This is a genomic window from Martinezella paranaensis, from assembly GCF_014200235.1.
GTDB classification, from domain to species: domain Bacteria; phylum Pseudomonadota; class Alphaproteobacteria; order Rhizobiales; family Rhizobiaceae; genus Rhizobium; species Rhizobium paranaense.
In genome coordinates, this window is sequence record NZ_JACHBI010000001.1 from 402,965 (window position 1) to 416,951 (window position 13,987).

A 13,987-nucleotide genomic window follows, 5' to 3' on the forward strand; every position below is an offset into this window, starting at 1 on the left:
TGTCACGAAGTGACAGAGGGGTGTGTGCACTTCCCGCAAATTCCACAGCCGCCATCATGCCGCCACCTCATCCAGTCGCACTGGTGCCAACCCCATGCACTCCGCCACGGGCCCTAATTCTCCCAGGATAACTACCGACCGCTCTGCCTTCGCAGCAAACAATGTCGTCCCCACAATCGGCTTCGCCGCACGGTTCGTTTTCGCCTCGGCCACCATCGCCGCCAAGCGGCCACTGGCGATAATCTCCGCAAGCCCGCCATTCCGCTCGATGCCCACGAAAATCTCCCAGGCCTTTTCCGCCAAAGTCTCGGTCAGCGCCTCGATCCCGCCGGCCCCGGCGGCCGGGTCGACGACGTGGTCGAGATGGCTTTCGGCAATCAGGACGGTCTGCGTATTGCGCGCCAGACGCCGCGCCAGCGGATCGGGAATGCCATGGGTCAAGCTATGCGGCAGCACGGAAATCTCGTCGGCGCCCCCGGTGCCGGCAGAGAAGACGGCTATCGTGTTGCGCAAGATGTTGGTTTCCGGGTCGAGCCGGGTAAGCATGCGGTAGCTCGTTTCCATGTAGAGATGGGCCGTCGGCGGGTGGGAAATGCCGCAGACCTCCGCGATGCGGGCAAAGATCATGCGTGCGGCGCGCGCTTTCGCCATGGTGACGAATTGGTTCTGATCGGCAGACAGACAGAGACTCGCCGCGTTCAGGGTCGCCTCCGGTGCGATGCTCGCCTGATCCAATAGTTTCAGATGGCCGACGAGCGCCGCCGCCATGACGGCCAGTTCCTGGGCCTCCGTTCCGCCGGCATTGTGCACGGCACGACCGTCGGCATTGACGAGGGTTCCAGCAAAACCGGTATCGCGCAGGCGCCGGAAGCTCTCCGTCATCTCCTGTGCCATGCCTTTGGAGGCGAAAACGTCGAGGCCGAAATGCATGGTCGGGAGATGCTGGCTTGTCGCGAATGCCGACGCCAGTGCTGCGGCAAAAGCCGGCGAGAGGCCGTCAAGGCGCAGCGAGACGGCGTTGCCTGAAACCGAAGCCGCCAATCTTGCTGCAAACGCCTCGATGTCTGCGTCGATGCCGACACCAAAGGCCGAAGGGCTGGCTTTTGAGATCAGGTTGACGCCGCTAGCCCCGTTGGCGATATCCTCGTCGAGTTGGGTGAAAGCGCGCTCGATATCCGGATCATCCATACGCTGGCTGACCATCCAAGGACGGTCGATATGGCGGCGGGCCAATGGTGTGGTATCGGAGCGACGGGCATAGAGCGGCTCGATCGCGATGCCGTCATCCGTTCGCGATACCAGCGCCTCCTGGAAGTCTGCGCCCTTCAGCGCCCGGTCCACCAGCTTGAGCCATGCCGCACGACTTGCCGGAGCAAAAACGTTCGGGTCGAGACTGTCGATATTCATGCTATCCTCCGTCCCCATGGTCTAACCCAAGCCAGGGCAAGGTAAAACAGAAGTTTGGCCAGATGCCGCAATATCTTCGCCTTCGACGCCAGGTTCGCGCCAGCCGCGCCGGTCATCATGTGGTTGACCGATCCGTATTCAACTGGTTCCCGATGATGGCCGATCTCTTGCCCGCTTCCCGTCGCCTGCTCGCTGTCGCCGCTCTTGCTGCGCTCTCCGGCTGCAGCATTATTCCCGATACCGGGGCGACCGATCCCGATCGATTTGCTCAGGAAACCGCGCCCATCTTCTATCAGCCTGAAGGCATCGATCCGCAGAAGGTGGGGCGCCTTCCGGTACAGCCAGTGCCGCAGGCGCGCGACCTTTTCCGCTCGCAATTCAATCAGACCTATGGCCTGCCGACGTCCAATCCGGTGCATCAGGCCATGTACGCGCAGAAGAGTGAAGACGATTTCACCCTGCCGGCGATCCCCTACAAGCGGATAGACCCGCGTTTTCTGCGTCAGGAAGTGGACTACCGGACCAATGAAAGACCCGGCACGATCGTCATCGACACGAGGGGGCACTATCTCTATTTCGTCGAGCCGGGCGGCAGGGCGATGCGTTATGGCGTTGGCCTTGGCGCGGCCGGTTATGCCTGGCATGGCAGAGGCGTCATCCAGTGGAAACAGAAATGGCCGCGCTGGACGCCGCCAAGCGAAATGGTGGCCCGCGAACCGGAGATCAAGCCGGTTTCGGCCCAACGCGGCGGTATGAATCCCGGGCCGACCAATCCCCTCGGCGCCCGCGCGCTCTATATCTTCCAGAATGGCAGGGATACGCTCTATCGCATTCACGGCACGCCGGATTGGCAGTCGATCGGCAAGCAGGCGTCATCCGGTTGCGTACGCATGCTGAACCAGGATGTGATCGATCTCTTCAATCGTGTGTCGGCAAAGGCGGAAGTTGTCGTTCAGTAGTGACAGATTGCAACAAATTTTCGTGATGTTGCATAAGTGCGATAGCCGGGCTGCACTGCGCTCTTTAGTTTTATTCCTGTCTCTGCGAATCTAGCCGGGAACCGAATCGGGTTGGTTCGGGTTTCCGCTTCCAACAGGAATGATGCTGTCGACATGAGCCTGCCTTCTTCTCTTTCCCGACGAAATTTCCTCGCCCTTGCGGGCATCGGCGCCGTTTCGACGCTCGCCGGCTGCGCTTCCACGGTCGAAAGCAACCCGATCGTCAGCCCGGTGCAGTACAGCGGTTCGACCTATCGCCCCGTCGGCAGTTGGCTTTCCAGCTATAATGGCGAGCAGCCGGACCCGGCCGTAATCTATGCGGCTATGGATGACGGCGGCTTCCATCTTCCGGCGATACCCTATCAGCAGATCGATCCGAAATATTATCGTCAGCGCGTTGTCGATCCGACCGGCGAGCCGCCGGGTACTGTCGTCGTCAACACGCGCGAGCGCTTCCTTTATGTTACCGAGCCGGGCGGCACGGCTATGCGCTATGGTATCGGCGTCGGCCGCGAAGGTTTTGCCTGGCAGGGCCGCGGTGTCATCCAGTGGCGCAAGAAGTGGCCGCGCTGGAACCCGCCGGACGAAATGGTCGCCCGCCAGCCGGAACTCGTTAAATATTCCATCGCCAACGGCGGCATGGAACCTGGCCTGAAGAATCCGCTCGGGGCGCGCGCGCTTTATATTTTCGAGGACAAGCAGGATTCGCTCTACCGTCTGCACGGCAATCCCGATTGGCGCTCCATCGGCAAGGCGGTGTCCTCGGGCTGTGTCCGCCTGCTCAATCAGGACGTCATCGATCTCTATGACCGTGTGCCGGAACGCGCGCCGATCCTGGTCACGCAGGCCTAAGTTTTGGACATGTTGTTGACGAGTGGAATTTAACGGCTCATTCGGCCGTTAAATTCGCTCTCAACCGCTGCAGTCGGTCGCGCAGACTGGCCATTTCATCCATGTCGCAGCCGACGGCTTCGCCGATGGCGGCCATGATCGTAGCGACCTGGCATTTCATGCCGGTGCCCTTTTCCGTCAATGAAACGATGACCTGCCGTTCGTCCTTTGGGTCGCGCACGCGGCCGATCAGGCCGGCTTGCTCGAGGCGTTTCAACAGCGGTGACAGCGTGCCCGAATCGAGGTCAAGCTGCTCGCCGATGGTCTTGACCGGTAAGCAGCCCTTTTCCCAGAGCACCAGCATCACCAGATATTGCGGATAGGTCAGGCCGACACGATCGAGGATCGGTTTGTAGGCGCGGTTGAAGGCATGGGCAGTTGCGTAGACGGCAAAACAAAGCTGCCGTTCCAGCCGCTTTTCCTCATCCGGGATTGCCCGCTCCTGCACCTCGTCCGTCATCGCTGCTCCCGCCAGTTTCTTGTTGATCTCATTGTCACAGGTTCATTTTTCAAAATCAAATTACAAAAATATATTGCGCACGATTAAATCGCGTTATATACAGTCTTCATCCAACTCGCAAAGGAGATCTGACATGCCTATCCTCTACACCACCAAGGCTTCTGCCACCGGCGGCCGTGCGGGCCACGCCGTTTCTGAAAACGGCGTTCTTGACGTTACCCTGACCGTGCCGAAGGAGCTCGGCGGTGACGGCGCTACCGGCACCAATCCTGAGCAGCTCTTCGCTGCGGGCTATTCCGCCTGCTTTCTGGGCGCCCTGAAATTTGTTGCGGGTCAGCAGAAGGTCAAGATTCCGGAAGACGCCAAGGTGACGGCAACGGTCGGCATCGGGCCGCGTGCGGATGGCACCGGCTTCGGCATCGAAGTCTCGCTGTCGGTTCATATTCCCGGCATGGACAAGGCCGAAGCTGAAAAGCTCGCCGCTGCCGCTCACATCGTCTGCCCCTATAGCCATGCCATGCGCACCTCCACGGAAGTGCCGGTCACGGTTGCCTGAGAATAGGCTTTTCCATCTTCCGAACTGACGGAACGGATGCGACAAAAGGAGCGATAGGCATTTCGGTGCATGTCGCTCCTTTTCTTTTGCAAGAAATTTGCTATATACTTTCTTGGGAAAGGATGTCGCCATGATACATGCTCAAGCGATCAGTCATGCAAATCCGGGTGAGGCCCTGGTCATCACCAAGGCGGTCGTTAATGCCGCGGATCGGCTGGGGTTGAACGCGCGCATGCTCGCTGCCGTCATCGGCGTTTCGGAAGCGACGGTGTCGCGCATGAAGCGGCAGGATCATCTTTTGGAGCGGCATAGCAAACCATTTGAACTCGCCGTTCTTTTCGTGCGCCTGTTTCGCTCGCTCGATGCCATCGTCGGCGGCGATGAGGCCGTGGCGCGGCAATGGCTGCGCAATGTCAATCTCGCCTTCGGCGCGACGCCGCTCGAAAAAATCACCTCCATTTCCGGATTGACCGATGTCCTTGCCTATCTGGACGCCCGCCGCGCTCTCGTCTGAGGCTCGGTCGATTTCCGGCCGCTATTGGCGGCTGGTGGAGGCGCAGCATCAGGTCTCGACGTTGAAACTGGTCGATACGCTGGAAGAGCAGGCGCTTCTCGAACATCTGCTGGAGGAGAGCAAGCCGGCGCTACCGCCAGAATGCATCGGCCTGGACTACCTCTTGGCGACCCCTTTCCGCTATGGAGCGGTCTATCCTCACGGCTCACGCTTCAGACGGGCGGGGCGTACTCTAGGCGTCTTCTATGCTTCCGAACGGGTCGAAACGGCGCTGGCTGAAATGAGCTTTTACAGGCTGCTTTTCTTTGCCGATTCTCCGGAGACGCCGTTGCCCGCCAATGCCGCGGAATATACCGCCTTCGCCGCCGCAATAGCCACCGAGCAGGCGATCGATCTCACCCATTCGCCGTTGGATCGGGATCGCGAGGCCTGGAGCGATCCTGTCAGCTACGAAGCTTGCCAGTCTCTTGCCGACGCAGCGCGGGCAGGGGGCATCCAGGCAATCCTCTACCGCTCCGTTAGGGATTCCCAGGGCGGGAAGAATCTTGCGCTTCTAACGGCCCATGCCTTCGCTGCGCGAGAACCCGTTGAACGCCAGACCTGGCGCATCCGGCTGTCGCCCGCCGGCGTTCAGGCACTCTGCGATTTCCCGAAAAGCCGTATCGGTTTTGCGCGCAGCGATTTTGGCGCCGATCCCCGTATGCGAAATAGCGCTTAAGACAGCGCCAGCAGATCCTGCCGCAACCGCTCAGCATTGCCGTCGGGCAATCTTGTCTCCACCTCGGCATGCGTCACCTTCCAGATCGGCACGGCCGCCGCAAGCACCGCTTTGCCCGTCGGCGTCAGGCTGAGCAACCGGGCTCGGCGATCCCGGGGATTGGGCAGAATGGTCACCCAGCCCCGCCGTGTCAGCGGTTTTAAGGCCGCTGTCAGTGTCGTCTGGTCTATTGCGAGAAGGGTTGCGACCGGCCCCATGGCCGCAGGCTCCGGCCTGTTTAGCGACATCATCAGAGAAAACTGGCCGTTGGTGAGCCCGAGCGGCCTCAGTGCCTCGTCGAAACGGCGCGCCAAGGCCCGAGCGGCGCGCTGCACATGCAGGCAAAGGCAAGTATCGCGCACCAGTAGTGTTGTCTCGAAAGGAATCTCAATCACGTTTGACATGGTTTAGTAATATTGATATCAATCTATTTGTCAAGTTTTGGTACGATGTGAACGCCGGAGGAGGGCGCGGGCAATGAACCAAATCGTCTCACGCGAGGTGTGGCTGGAGGCCCGCCGCGAGCTGCTAGCCAAGGAAAAGGAAGCGACGCATCTGCGTGACCATGTCAACGCCGAACGCTTGGCGCTGCCTTGGGTCAAGGTCGACAAGGATTATGTTTTCGACACGCCCACGGGCAGGAAATCGCTTGCGGAACTCTTCGATGGGCGCAGTCAACTCATCGTCTATCACTTCATGCTCGGCCCGAATTGGGAGGCCGGATGTCCCGGTTGTTCGTTCCTCGCCGATCATTTCGACGGTGCGCTGCCACATCTCAATCACCACGACGTCACCCTCGTTGCCGTGTCCCGTGCGCCGATCGAGAAGGTGGAAGCCTACAAGAAGCGCATGGGCTGGGAGTTTCCCTGGGTCTCCTCCTTCGCCAATGACTTCAATTTCGATTACCACGTCTCGTTTTCCGAAGATCAACTCGCTGGCGAGACGGTGTTCTACAATTTCACCGACATGGACCGGTCCGAGGGTCATGACGAGCTACCGGGCCTCAGCGCCTTCTATAAGGACGAGGTGGGCAATGTCTTCCATACCTATTCCAGCTACGCCCGCGGCCCGGAAGAGCTGATCGGGACATTGATGATCCTCGACCGCGCGCCCAAGGGCCGCAACGAAGGCCGAACCATGGATTTCGTGCGCCGCCACGATGAATATGAGGAGGCCCCAAAGGCGCAATCGTGCTGCCACTGAGCATGACAGCGTAGGCTGCGCGGCTTTCCTGGAAATCGCGTGGGAACAAGATCCGAAGTGCCGTGTTTAGAGCACTACGGGGTATAGGGCTTGGCCAATCGCCAAGGAGAGACGCGATGAGGGCGGAACTGACGGAAGAGCACACTCCTGCAGTCGGCCAGCTATCGTGAAGGCATCACACTTATCGACGACAATGAACGCATCTTTTCCTCGTGCCAGCCGGACTGAAGCTGGAAGGAATTCATGATCGCCAATCACCGCCGCAAGCAATAGGGAGATCTAAAATGGCTGCGAAGGGATATTTTGTCTGGTACGAACTCATGACCACCGATATGGCCGCGGGAGAGGCCTTCTACCGCAAGGTTGTCGGCTGGGACGCCAAGGATGCCGGCATGCCGGATATCGAGATGGCCTATACTCTGTTCAGCGCCGGCGCCGGCCCGATCGCCGGCATGATGATCCTGCCGGACGAGGCCAAGGCCATGGGCACGCCGCCCTGCTGGACCGGCTATATCAGCGTGCCGAACGTCGACGAAGCGGCCAAGACGATCGCCGCTAAGGGCGGCAAGGTCTATCGCGAGCCGGGAGACATTCCGGGTGTCGGCCGTTTCGCCGTCGTCGCCGATCCCTATGGCGCCGCCTTCTGCATCTTCACGCCACTGCCCAGTGAGGGCTGGGAGCCGTCGGAACCCAATGCTCCCGGCTATGTCGGCTGGCACGAACTCTATTCTGGCGACGGTCCGAAAGCCTTTGACTTCTATTGCGACATGTTCGGCTGGGAATCGAGCTCCGATTTCGACATGGGGCCGATGGGCACCTACAAGATCTTCAAGATCGGTGACCGCGACTTCGGCGGCATCATGACCAAGCCGGCGGAAATGCAGATGGCCGCCTGGAACTTCTATTTCAATGTCTCGGCAATCGATGCTGCCATTGGCCGCGTCAACGAAGCCGGCGGCAAGGTCGTCAACGGCCCGATGGAAGTCCCCGGCGGTAGCTGGATCGTCCAATGCACCGACCCGCAAGGCGCGTTCTTCTCGCTCGTTGCACCGGCGCGGTAAGGTCTTCCCCTTCTCCCCACGGGGAGAAGGGGTCTTAACTACCGCTTCAAGCTTCCCAAAATCCCTCTCACCAGCGCCCGGCCAACCTGCGTCGCGACCGTGCGCGCGACGCTCTTCATCGCCGCTTCCATGATCGTCTCGCGCTGGTAGCCGGCACGGCCGCGGCTTGCCGGCTTGTTGTCGTCGCCACCGAAGCCGGGGAGCGTCCAGCGGCCGCCGGCGCTTCCGTCGTTTTGTTTTGCAGCATCCTGCTCGGCGGCCTTGCGGGCGCGGGCGGTGAGGATTTCGAAGGCGGATTCGCGGTCGACCGTCTCGTCATAGAGGCCGGCAACCGGGCTGGCATTGATGATGGCCAGGCGCTCGGTGTCGGTGACCGGGCCGATGCGGCCCGACGGCGGCCGGATCAAGGTGCGTTCGACGATCGAGGGCGCTCCCTTGCCTTCGAGCATGGAGACCAGCGCTTCGCCGGTGCCGAGCGTGGTGATGACTTCGGCACAATCGAAGGCGGGGTTCGGCCGGAAGGTTTCGGCGGCCGTCTGGACTGCCTTTTGTTCGCGCGGCGAATAGGCGCGCAGCGCATGCTGTACACGGTTGCCAAGCTGGGCGAGCACGGTTTCCGGCACGTCGAGCGGGTTCTGTGTGACGAAATAGACCCCGACGCCCTTGGAGCGGATCAGGCGCACGACCTGTTCGACGCGCTCGATCAGCACCTTTGGCGCATCGTTGAAGAGAAGGTGGGCTTCGTCGAAGAAGAACACCAGCCTCGGCTTTTCAGGATCGCCGACTTCCGGCAGTTCCTCGAAGAGTTCGGAAAGCAACCACAGCAGGAAGGTGGCGTAGAGGCGCGGGTTCATCATCAGCTTGTCGGCGGCAAGCACCGAAACTTGCCCGTAACCGTCATTGCTGACGCGCATGATGTCGGAAATCTTCAGCGCCGGTTCGCCGAAGAAGTTTTCCGCTCCTTGCTGCTCCAGAACCAGCAGAGCCCGCTGGATCGAGCCGACGGAAGACTTCGAGATGAGGCCGAACTGGCTAGAAAGCTCGCTGGCATGGTCGCCCATATAGTTGAGCAAGGCCTGCAAATCCTTGAGGTCGAGCAGCGCCAGACCATTATCATCGGCAATCTTGAAGGCGATGTTGAGCACGCCTTCCTGCGCTTCCGAGGCGTCCATCAGCCGTGCCAGCAACAGCGGCCCCATCTCGGCGATGGTGGTGCGCACGCGATGACCCTTTTCGCCGTAGAGATCCCAGAAGATCACCGGGAACTGATCGAATTCGTAGGGCTTCAGGCCGATCTCCTCGGCACGCTTCAAAAGGAAATCCTTCGGCTCGCCTTTGGCGGCGATGCCGGAGAGGTCGCCCTTGATGTCGGCGCAGAAGACCGGCACGCCGGCCTTGGAAAAACCCTCCGCCAGCACCTGCAGGGTCACTGTCTTGCCGGTGCCGGTCGCGCCGGTGACGAGACCGTGGCGATTGCCGAATTTCAGCGTCAGATACTCGTCCTTGTTGATGCTCTCGTCCGGATTGCGGCTCGCGCCGACGAAAATCTGTCCATCCTGCTGCAGCATCAGGCGTCGTCTCCCTTTGGGCGGCGGCACGGCAACCCCGAGAATTGCGAGGGGCGAGGGTGCCAGCGGCCCATTCATTGATTTGTCCTGAGGCTGTTATAAGAAGAGACTTGAATGGGGACAACCGTTCGCTTCATGGTGATGCTTCCGGTACAGTCGTGCACAACCCGGCCGACTTGAGTCGGTCGGCGCATTCAATTACGTTGACGTTCACGTCATAAGTAACAGGCAGGAGGCCAGAATGAACGAGATTATTGATCAGATCGCAACGAAAGCCGGCATTTCCCCCGATATTGCGGAGAAGGCCGTTGGCATGATGCTTGGCTTCCTGCAGCGCGAAGCCCCGGATGGCCCGGTCACCAAGATGATCGAATCCATCCCTGGCGCTTCCGATCTGGTGGCGCAATACAATGGTGAAGAAACCTCCGGCGGCGGTCTGCTCGGCGGCCTCCTCAGCGCCGTTGGCGGCGGTGGCGGTCTCATGGCGCTCGGCCAATCCCTGATGAGCAGCGGTCTCAGCATGGGCGAAATTTCGTCGCTCGCCAAGGAAACCATTGCGACCGCTCGCGAGCATGCCGGCAATGAAGTGGTCGATGAGGTCGTCAACTCCGTGCCGGGATTGAGCCAGTTCCTGTAATATGCTGTCATTTGTGACGAGGAGCCCCGCGGTCTAATCGCGGGGCTTTGTTGTTTGACCATGTAGCAAGTTGCAAACTGTCCCATGTCCGCAAACTCCATTCCGTCCCTTCGCCCGAACGGGCCTGGTCATCAGTTCGTACTCTATGGCGATTCCTGTTCCGGCGTCCCTGGTGCGCTGCATGAGGGGACTTTTGCCGCCGTCAACGCCGTTTTACGCCGGCTCGATCCGCCGCCGGAATTCATCCTGTTTCCAGGCGACGAGATCATCGGCCTGACCGCCGATTCGGAGGCTTTGAGGGCGCAATGGCGGCATTGGTTCGAGCATGAAATGGGCTGGCTCGATCGTCAAAAGACACCGCTTTGGCACACGACCGGCAACCACACCACCTATGACGAGATGAGCGAGCAGGTCTTTCGCAGCGTCCTGCGGCTTCCGGACAACGGCCCGCCGGGTCAGAAAGGCCTGTCCTACTGGGTGCGTCGCGGTGATCTCCTTCTGATCTTCGTCCATACCTTATGGACCGGTCTTGGCGGCGAGGGCCATGTCGAGACGGAGTGGCTGGAGGCGACGCTGAAAAAGCATGGCGATGCCGCTCATAAAATCGTCCTCGGCCATCACCCCGTTTTCCCTGTCAACGGATTTTCCGGATCGTATCAGCGCGAGATCGGCCCGGACCACGCCAAGCGATTTTGGGATATTCTGGTCGAAGCAGGCGTCCTGGCCTATGTCTGCAGCCACATCCTCGCCTTCGACGTTCAGGTTCACCGCGGTGTCCTACAGCTTTGTACGGCCGGTGCAGGCACCGCGCATAGAATGCCGGAGGGTGTGGAATATCTTCACTGCATCCAGGCGACGCTCGATGCGGATAGCTTTCGCTATCAGGTGCTGGATACGAACGGCGCCGTTCGTGAACGATTGCAATGGCCTTTCAAGCCGGCCGATCCCGAGAGCTGGCAAACCCTGCCGCCGGGGATGCATCTGGCCGGCTTTGCCGGCCCGATGAACAATGATCGCATCATCGAATTGCGGATAAAGGGCTCTATGCCTACGACGGCGCATGCGCCCGCTCAGACCCTCTTTTCCGCCTTCAATACCGACAGTATCGCACCATTCTGGCTCGGTTTGCGCGGTCCGCGGCAAACTCTGACCCTTATCCTTGGCCGCGATCCCGGTCGCAGTCCGCACTACTGGTTTGGCCCCGATTTCGCCCTCGGCCAGCACTTCGATGTCGATATCGCCTTGCATGCCGGGATGGGGCCGGGCGGCATGCTCTATCGCATGCTTGGCGATGACAGATGGACATCTTTCGACGGAGCTTCCGCTACCGGCCTCGAACGTTTGGTCTGGCCGGCGCAATGGAGCGTCGGCCATGGTCAGCGCGGCATTGAAGACCGCGCCTTCATGGGTGAGGGGCTGGAGGTAGCCTTTGCCGCAGGATAGGCGCCCGCGGCCCTGTCCTTTACGCCTCAATCGTCTCCAATCTTGTGCCAGACGCGGCCGTCGCGCCCGATGAGCTCGTCCGCACAGGCCGGTCCCATGCTGCCCGGCGCGTAAGGGTCGGGTTTGCTGCCCTCGGCCCAGAGATCGAGGAAAGGTTGCACGGCCGCCCAGCCGGCTTCGATGCTGTCGGCGCGCTGGAACAGGGTTTGGTCGCCGACGAAGAGTTCGTAGAGCAGTGATTCATAGCCCGTCTGATGACCAATGTCGAAATGGTCGGCATAGCGGAAGTCGAGCTCGATCGGCGAGGTCTTCAATGCCAACCCCGGCGATTTGATGGAGATTCCCATCTGCAGCCCTTCGTTCGGCTGCACCTGAATGATCAGCTTGTTCGGCGGCAAGTCCGGTCGCGCGGCTACGCGGGGAAATTGCGCGAAAGGCACCTGTCGGAAGGTAATGACGACTTCAGTGTCACGCGCCCTCAAGGCCTTGCCCGTGCGCAGATAGAAGGGCACGCCTGCCCAGCGCCAGGTGTCGACGAAAAGTTTCAGCGCCACATAGGTTTCGGTATTGCTGTCTGGCGCGACATCCTGCGTCTCCATGTAGGCCGGCAGATCTTTGCCGTCGAGCTGCCCGGCGGTATAGGCACCGCGCACCGCGTTTTTCGCCGCCTCGTCCGGTGAGTAGCGGCGCAGCGCCTTCAGCACCTTGCCCTTTTCGTTGCGGACGGATTCTGCGTCGAAGCTGTTCGGCGGTTCCATGGCCACCATGGCAAGAAGCTGGAACAGATGGTTCGGCACCATATCGCGCAGAGCGCCCGTCGCGTCGTAGAACTTGCCGCGCGTACCGACATCCACCAATTCCGCCGCAGTGATCTGCACATGGTCGATGTAATTGTTGTTCCACAGGGCTTCGATCATCATGTTGGCAAAGCGCGTCGTCATGATGTTCTGCACCGTTTCCTTACCAAGGAAATGGTCGATGCGATAAACTTGGCTCTCATCCGCGCTGTGCAGAAGCGTCGCGTTCAGCATCTGCGCGGAAGCGAGGTCATGGCCGAACGGTTTCTCGATGGCGATGCGCCGGAAGACGCCGGCGGTTTCATCAAGAAGCCCATGCTCGGCGAGGCGGCTGGTGATGTCGCCGAAAAAGCGCGGCTGCACGGCAAAATAGAAAGCGGCATTGGCGCTCGGCGCCTGCCGCAGGCGCCTGGTGATTTCCTCATAGATTGCGCCCTGGGTGAAGTCTCCGGAAACATAGGAGATGCGCGTCTTCAACCTCTGCCAGGCGTCGCTCTGCTGCGCTTGCTCCATTCCGTTCGCGGCGAGGAAGGTGTCAAGACGCTCGACCAGGAACTCGTCGCCGCCGGGTTCGATGCTGACGCCGAGCACATGCACATCGTCGCCCAACATGCCGGCCTTGGTCATGTTGATCAGCGTCGGCATCAGCAGCCGGCGCGTCAGGTCGCCGGTTGCACCGAAGATGACGAGTGTCAGCGGTGGAGCGGGGGGGACGGTAAATCCGGTCATGAATGCGCCTCCGTCTGGAATAGGGAGATCAGGTTTCTGGACGACATGAATCTTCTCCTTCAGCCGGTTGTGCTGATGCTGGGCGAGGATGTTCTAACCCAAGATCGAGAAAACCGGAATCGCTTTTCGAAAGGCGTTGCGCTCCGATGGACGATCCCATCGGCGGCCGCTACTTCTTCACAGCGATCATGAACAGCCGCGGAAACCGCAGCAGGACTTTGCCGTCCACCAAGGGCGGATAGGCCTTTTCGATGCGTGCGAGATAGTCGACCGCAAAAGCATCGCGATGTTCGGCGCCGGCGTGATCGAGATAGGGGCGCAAGCCCGTGCCCTTGACCCATTCGACGATGGCGGCGGCATTTTCCAATGGGTGATTGTAGTTGATGTGCCAGAGGTCGACGCGTGCAGACTTACCGATCAGCCGGGGGAAGGGGATTGCGGCGCACGCTCTTCTTTGCAAAAGCATCGCTCCACGGGCCGTTTTTCGCGGTCTCTTCCATCATCAGGTGGCTGAGTTCGGTCAGATTGTCCGGCATCTGGATGGCGAGCACACCTCCCGGCTTGAGCGCATCCATCAGCCGCTCGAAAATATCGAGATGATCAGGCAGCCATTGGAAGACGGCGTTGGCAAAGAGCAGATCGACAGGTTCTTCCGGCCGCCAGGTGGCAAGATCGGCCTTGAGAAACTCCATGCCGGGCATGCGTTTGCGGGCCGCTTCCAGCATATTCTCATCACTATCGAGGCCGGAGACGCCGGCGGCACCGTAGCGCTCGACGATGAGCTCCGTCGAATTGCCAGGCCCGCAGCCAAGATCGATGGCGCGATCTATGCGCTCCAACGGCACCTGCGCCAGCAGGTCGCGCGCCGGGCGCGTGCGTTCATCCTCGAACTTCACATATTGTCCGGCAGACCACGCCATGATCCTATCCTCTTCATCAGATTGCATCTTGTCGACTTTGCGCGGG

The 13,987-nt window shown here is 60.4% G+C and carries 14 protein-coding genes and 1 pseudogene; 9 read left to right on the forward strand and 6 right to left on the reverse strand.

Annotated elements, in window-relative coordinates:
• Positions 1-54: 54 nt before the first annotated feature.
• The gene (locus GGD50_RS01955) at positions 55-1,407 is read right to left on the reverse strand and encodes a methylmalonyl-CoA mutase family protein (protein ID WP_107107445.1); all 1,353 of its coding nucleotides are present in this window, start codon (positions 1,405-1,407) and stop codon (positions 55-57) included.
• Between the two features lie 152 nt (positions 1,408-1,559).
• On the opposite strand from GGD50_RS01955, the gene GGD50_RS01960 reads away from it, so the two are divergent.
• Together GGD50_RS01960 and GGD50_RS01965 are read left to right on the forward strand one after the other, a co-directional pair.
• The gene (locus GGD50_RS01960) at positions 1,560-2,366 is read left to right on the forward strand and encodes a L,D-transpeptidase (protein WP_181316022.1); all 807 of its coding nucleotides are present in this window, start codon (positions 1,560-1,562) and stop codon (positions 2,364-2,366) included.
• 153 nt (positions 2,367-2,519) lie between these two features.
• Positions 2,520-3,257: a L,D-transpeptidase family protein gene (locus GGD50_RS01965; RefSeq protein WP_107107446.1), complete on the forward strand. Its 738-nt coding sequence runs from the start codon at positions 2,520-2,522 to the stop codon at positions 3,255-3,257.
• 37 nt (positions 3,258-3,294) lie between these two features.
• Here the strand turns inward: GGD50_RS01965 and GGD50_RS01970 are convergent, their stop codons facing one another.
• On the reverse strand, positions 3,295-3,756 hold the full coding sequence (locus GGD50_RS01970; RefSeq protein ID WP_107107447.1) for a MarR family winged helix-turn-helix transcriptional regulator: 462 nt from the start codon (positions 3,754-3,756) through the stop codon (positions 3,295-3,297).
• 133 nt (positions 3,757-3,889) lie between these two features.
• Here GGD50_RS01970 and GGD50_RS01975 point away from each other — a divergent pair, with 133 nt between their 5' ends.
• The 3 genes from GGD50_RS01975 (at position 3,890) to GGD50_RS01985 (ending at position 5,544) form a co-directional block, all read left to right on the forward strand.
• Positions 3,890-4,312, forward strand: coding sequence for an organic hydroperoxide resistance protein (locus GGD50_RS01975; protein ID WP_107107448.1), 423 nt, complete (start codon positions 3,890-3,892; stop codon positions 4,310-4,312).
• 130 nt (positions 4,313-4,442) lie between these two features.
• Positions 4,443-4,826, forward strand: a complete 384-nt coding sequence (locus GGD50_RS01980) for an MbcA/ParS/Xre antitoxin family protein (RefSeq protein ID WP_107107449.1) — start codon at positions 4,443-4,445, stop codon at positions 4,824-4,826.
• Positions 4,786-5,544 (forward strand): RES family NAD+ phosphorylase, encoded by a 759-nt coding sequence (locus tag GGD50_RS01985; protein WP_107107450.1) that lies wholly within the window; start codon positions 4,786-4,788, stop codon positions 5,542-5,544. Before GGD50_RS01980 ends, GGD50_RS01985 begins: the two co-directional genes overlap by 41 nt.
• Here the strand turns inward: GGD50_RS01985 and GGD50_RS01990 are convergent.
• Positions 5,541-5,987 (reverse strand): MarR family winged helix-turn-helix transcriptional regulator, encoded by a 447-nt coding sequence (locus GGD50_RS01990; protein ID WP_107107451.1) that lies wholly within the window; start codon positions 5,985-5,987, stop codon positions 5,541-5,543. The two genes, GGD50_RS01985 and GGD50_RS01990, sit on opposite strands and share 4 nt — an antisense overlap.
• Positions 5,988-6,060: 73 nt before the next feature.
• On the opposite strand from GGD50_RS01990, the gene GGD50_RS01995 reads away from it, so the two are divergent.
• Positions 6,061-6,786 carry a DUF899 domain-containing protein gene (locus GGD50_RS01995; protein ID WP_107107452.1) on the forward strand — a complete coding sequence of 242 codons (726 nt, stop codon included), beginning with the start codon at positions 6,061-6,063 and terminating at the stop codon, positions 6,784-6,786.
• A gap of 284 nt (positions 6,787-7,070) precedes the next feature.
• Positions 7,071-7,847: a VOC family protein gene (locus GGD50_RS02000; RefSeq protein WP_107107453.1), complete on the forward strand. Its 777-nt coding sequence runs from the start codon at positions 7,071-7,073 to the stop codon at positions 7,845-7,847.
• 38 nt (positions 7,848-7,885) lie between these two features.
• Here GGD50_RS02000 and GGD50_RS02005 read toward each other — a convergent pair whose 3' ends face one another.
• Positions 7,886-9,415, reverse strand: coding sequence for a helicase HerA-like C-terminal domain-containing protein (locus GGD50_RS02005; RefSeq protein WP_107107454.1), 1,530 nt, complete (start codon positions 9,413-9,415; stop codon positions 7,886-7,888).
• A 241-nt stretch (positions 9,416-9,656) separates the two neighbouring features.
• Here GGD50_RS02005 and GGD50_RS02010 point away from each other — a divergent pair, with 241 nt between their 5' ends.
• Both GGD50_RS02010 and GGD50_RS02015 read left to right on the forward strand, forming a co-directional pair.
• On the forward strand, positions 9,657-10,052 hold the full coding sequence (locus GGD50_RS02010; RefSeq protein WP_107107455.1) for a hypothetical protein: 396 nt from the start codon (positions 9,657-9,659) through the stop codon (positions 10,050-10,052).
• An 84-nt stretch (positions 10,053-10,136) separates the two neighbouring features.
• Positions 10,137-11,495, forward strand: coding sequence for a metallophosphoesterase family protein (locus GGD50_RS02015; RefSeq protein WP_107107456.1), 1,359 nt, complete (start codon positions 10,137-10,139; stop codon positions 11,493-11,495).
• 26 nt (positions 11,496-11,521) lie between these two features.
• On the opposite strand, the gene zwf is transcribed toward GGD50_RS02015, so the two are convergent.
• Together zwf and tam are read right to left on the reverse strand one after the other, a co-directional pair.
• On the reverse strand, positions 11,522-13,021 hold the full coding sequence (gene zwf / locus GGD50_RS02020) for a glucose-6-phosphate dehydrogenase (protein WP_107107457.1): 1,500 nt from the start codon (positions 13,019-13,021) through the stop codon (positions 11,522-11,524).
• A 169-nt stretch (positions 13,022-13,190) separates the two neighbouring features.
• Positions 13,191-13,941 (reverse strand): annotated as a pseudogene (gene tam / locus GGD50_RS02025) (trans-aconitate 2-methyltransferase).
• Positions 13,942-13,987 lie beyond the last annotated feature (46 nt).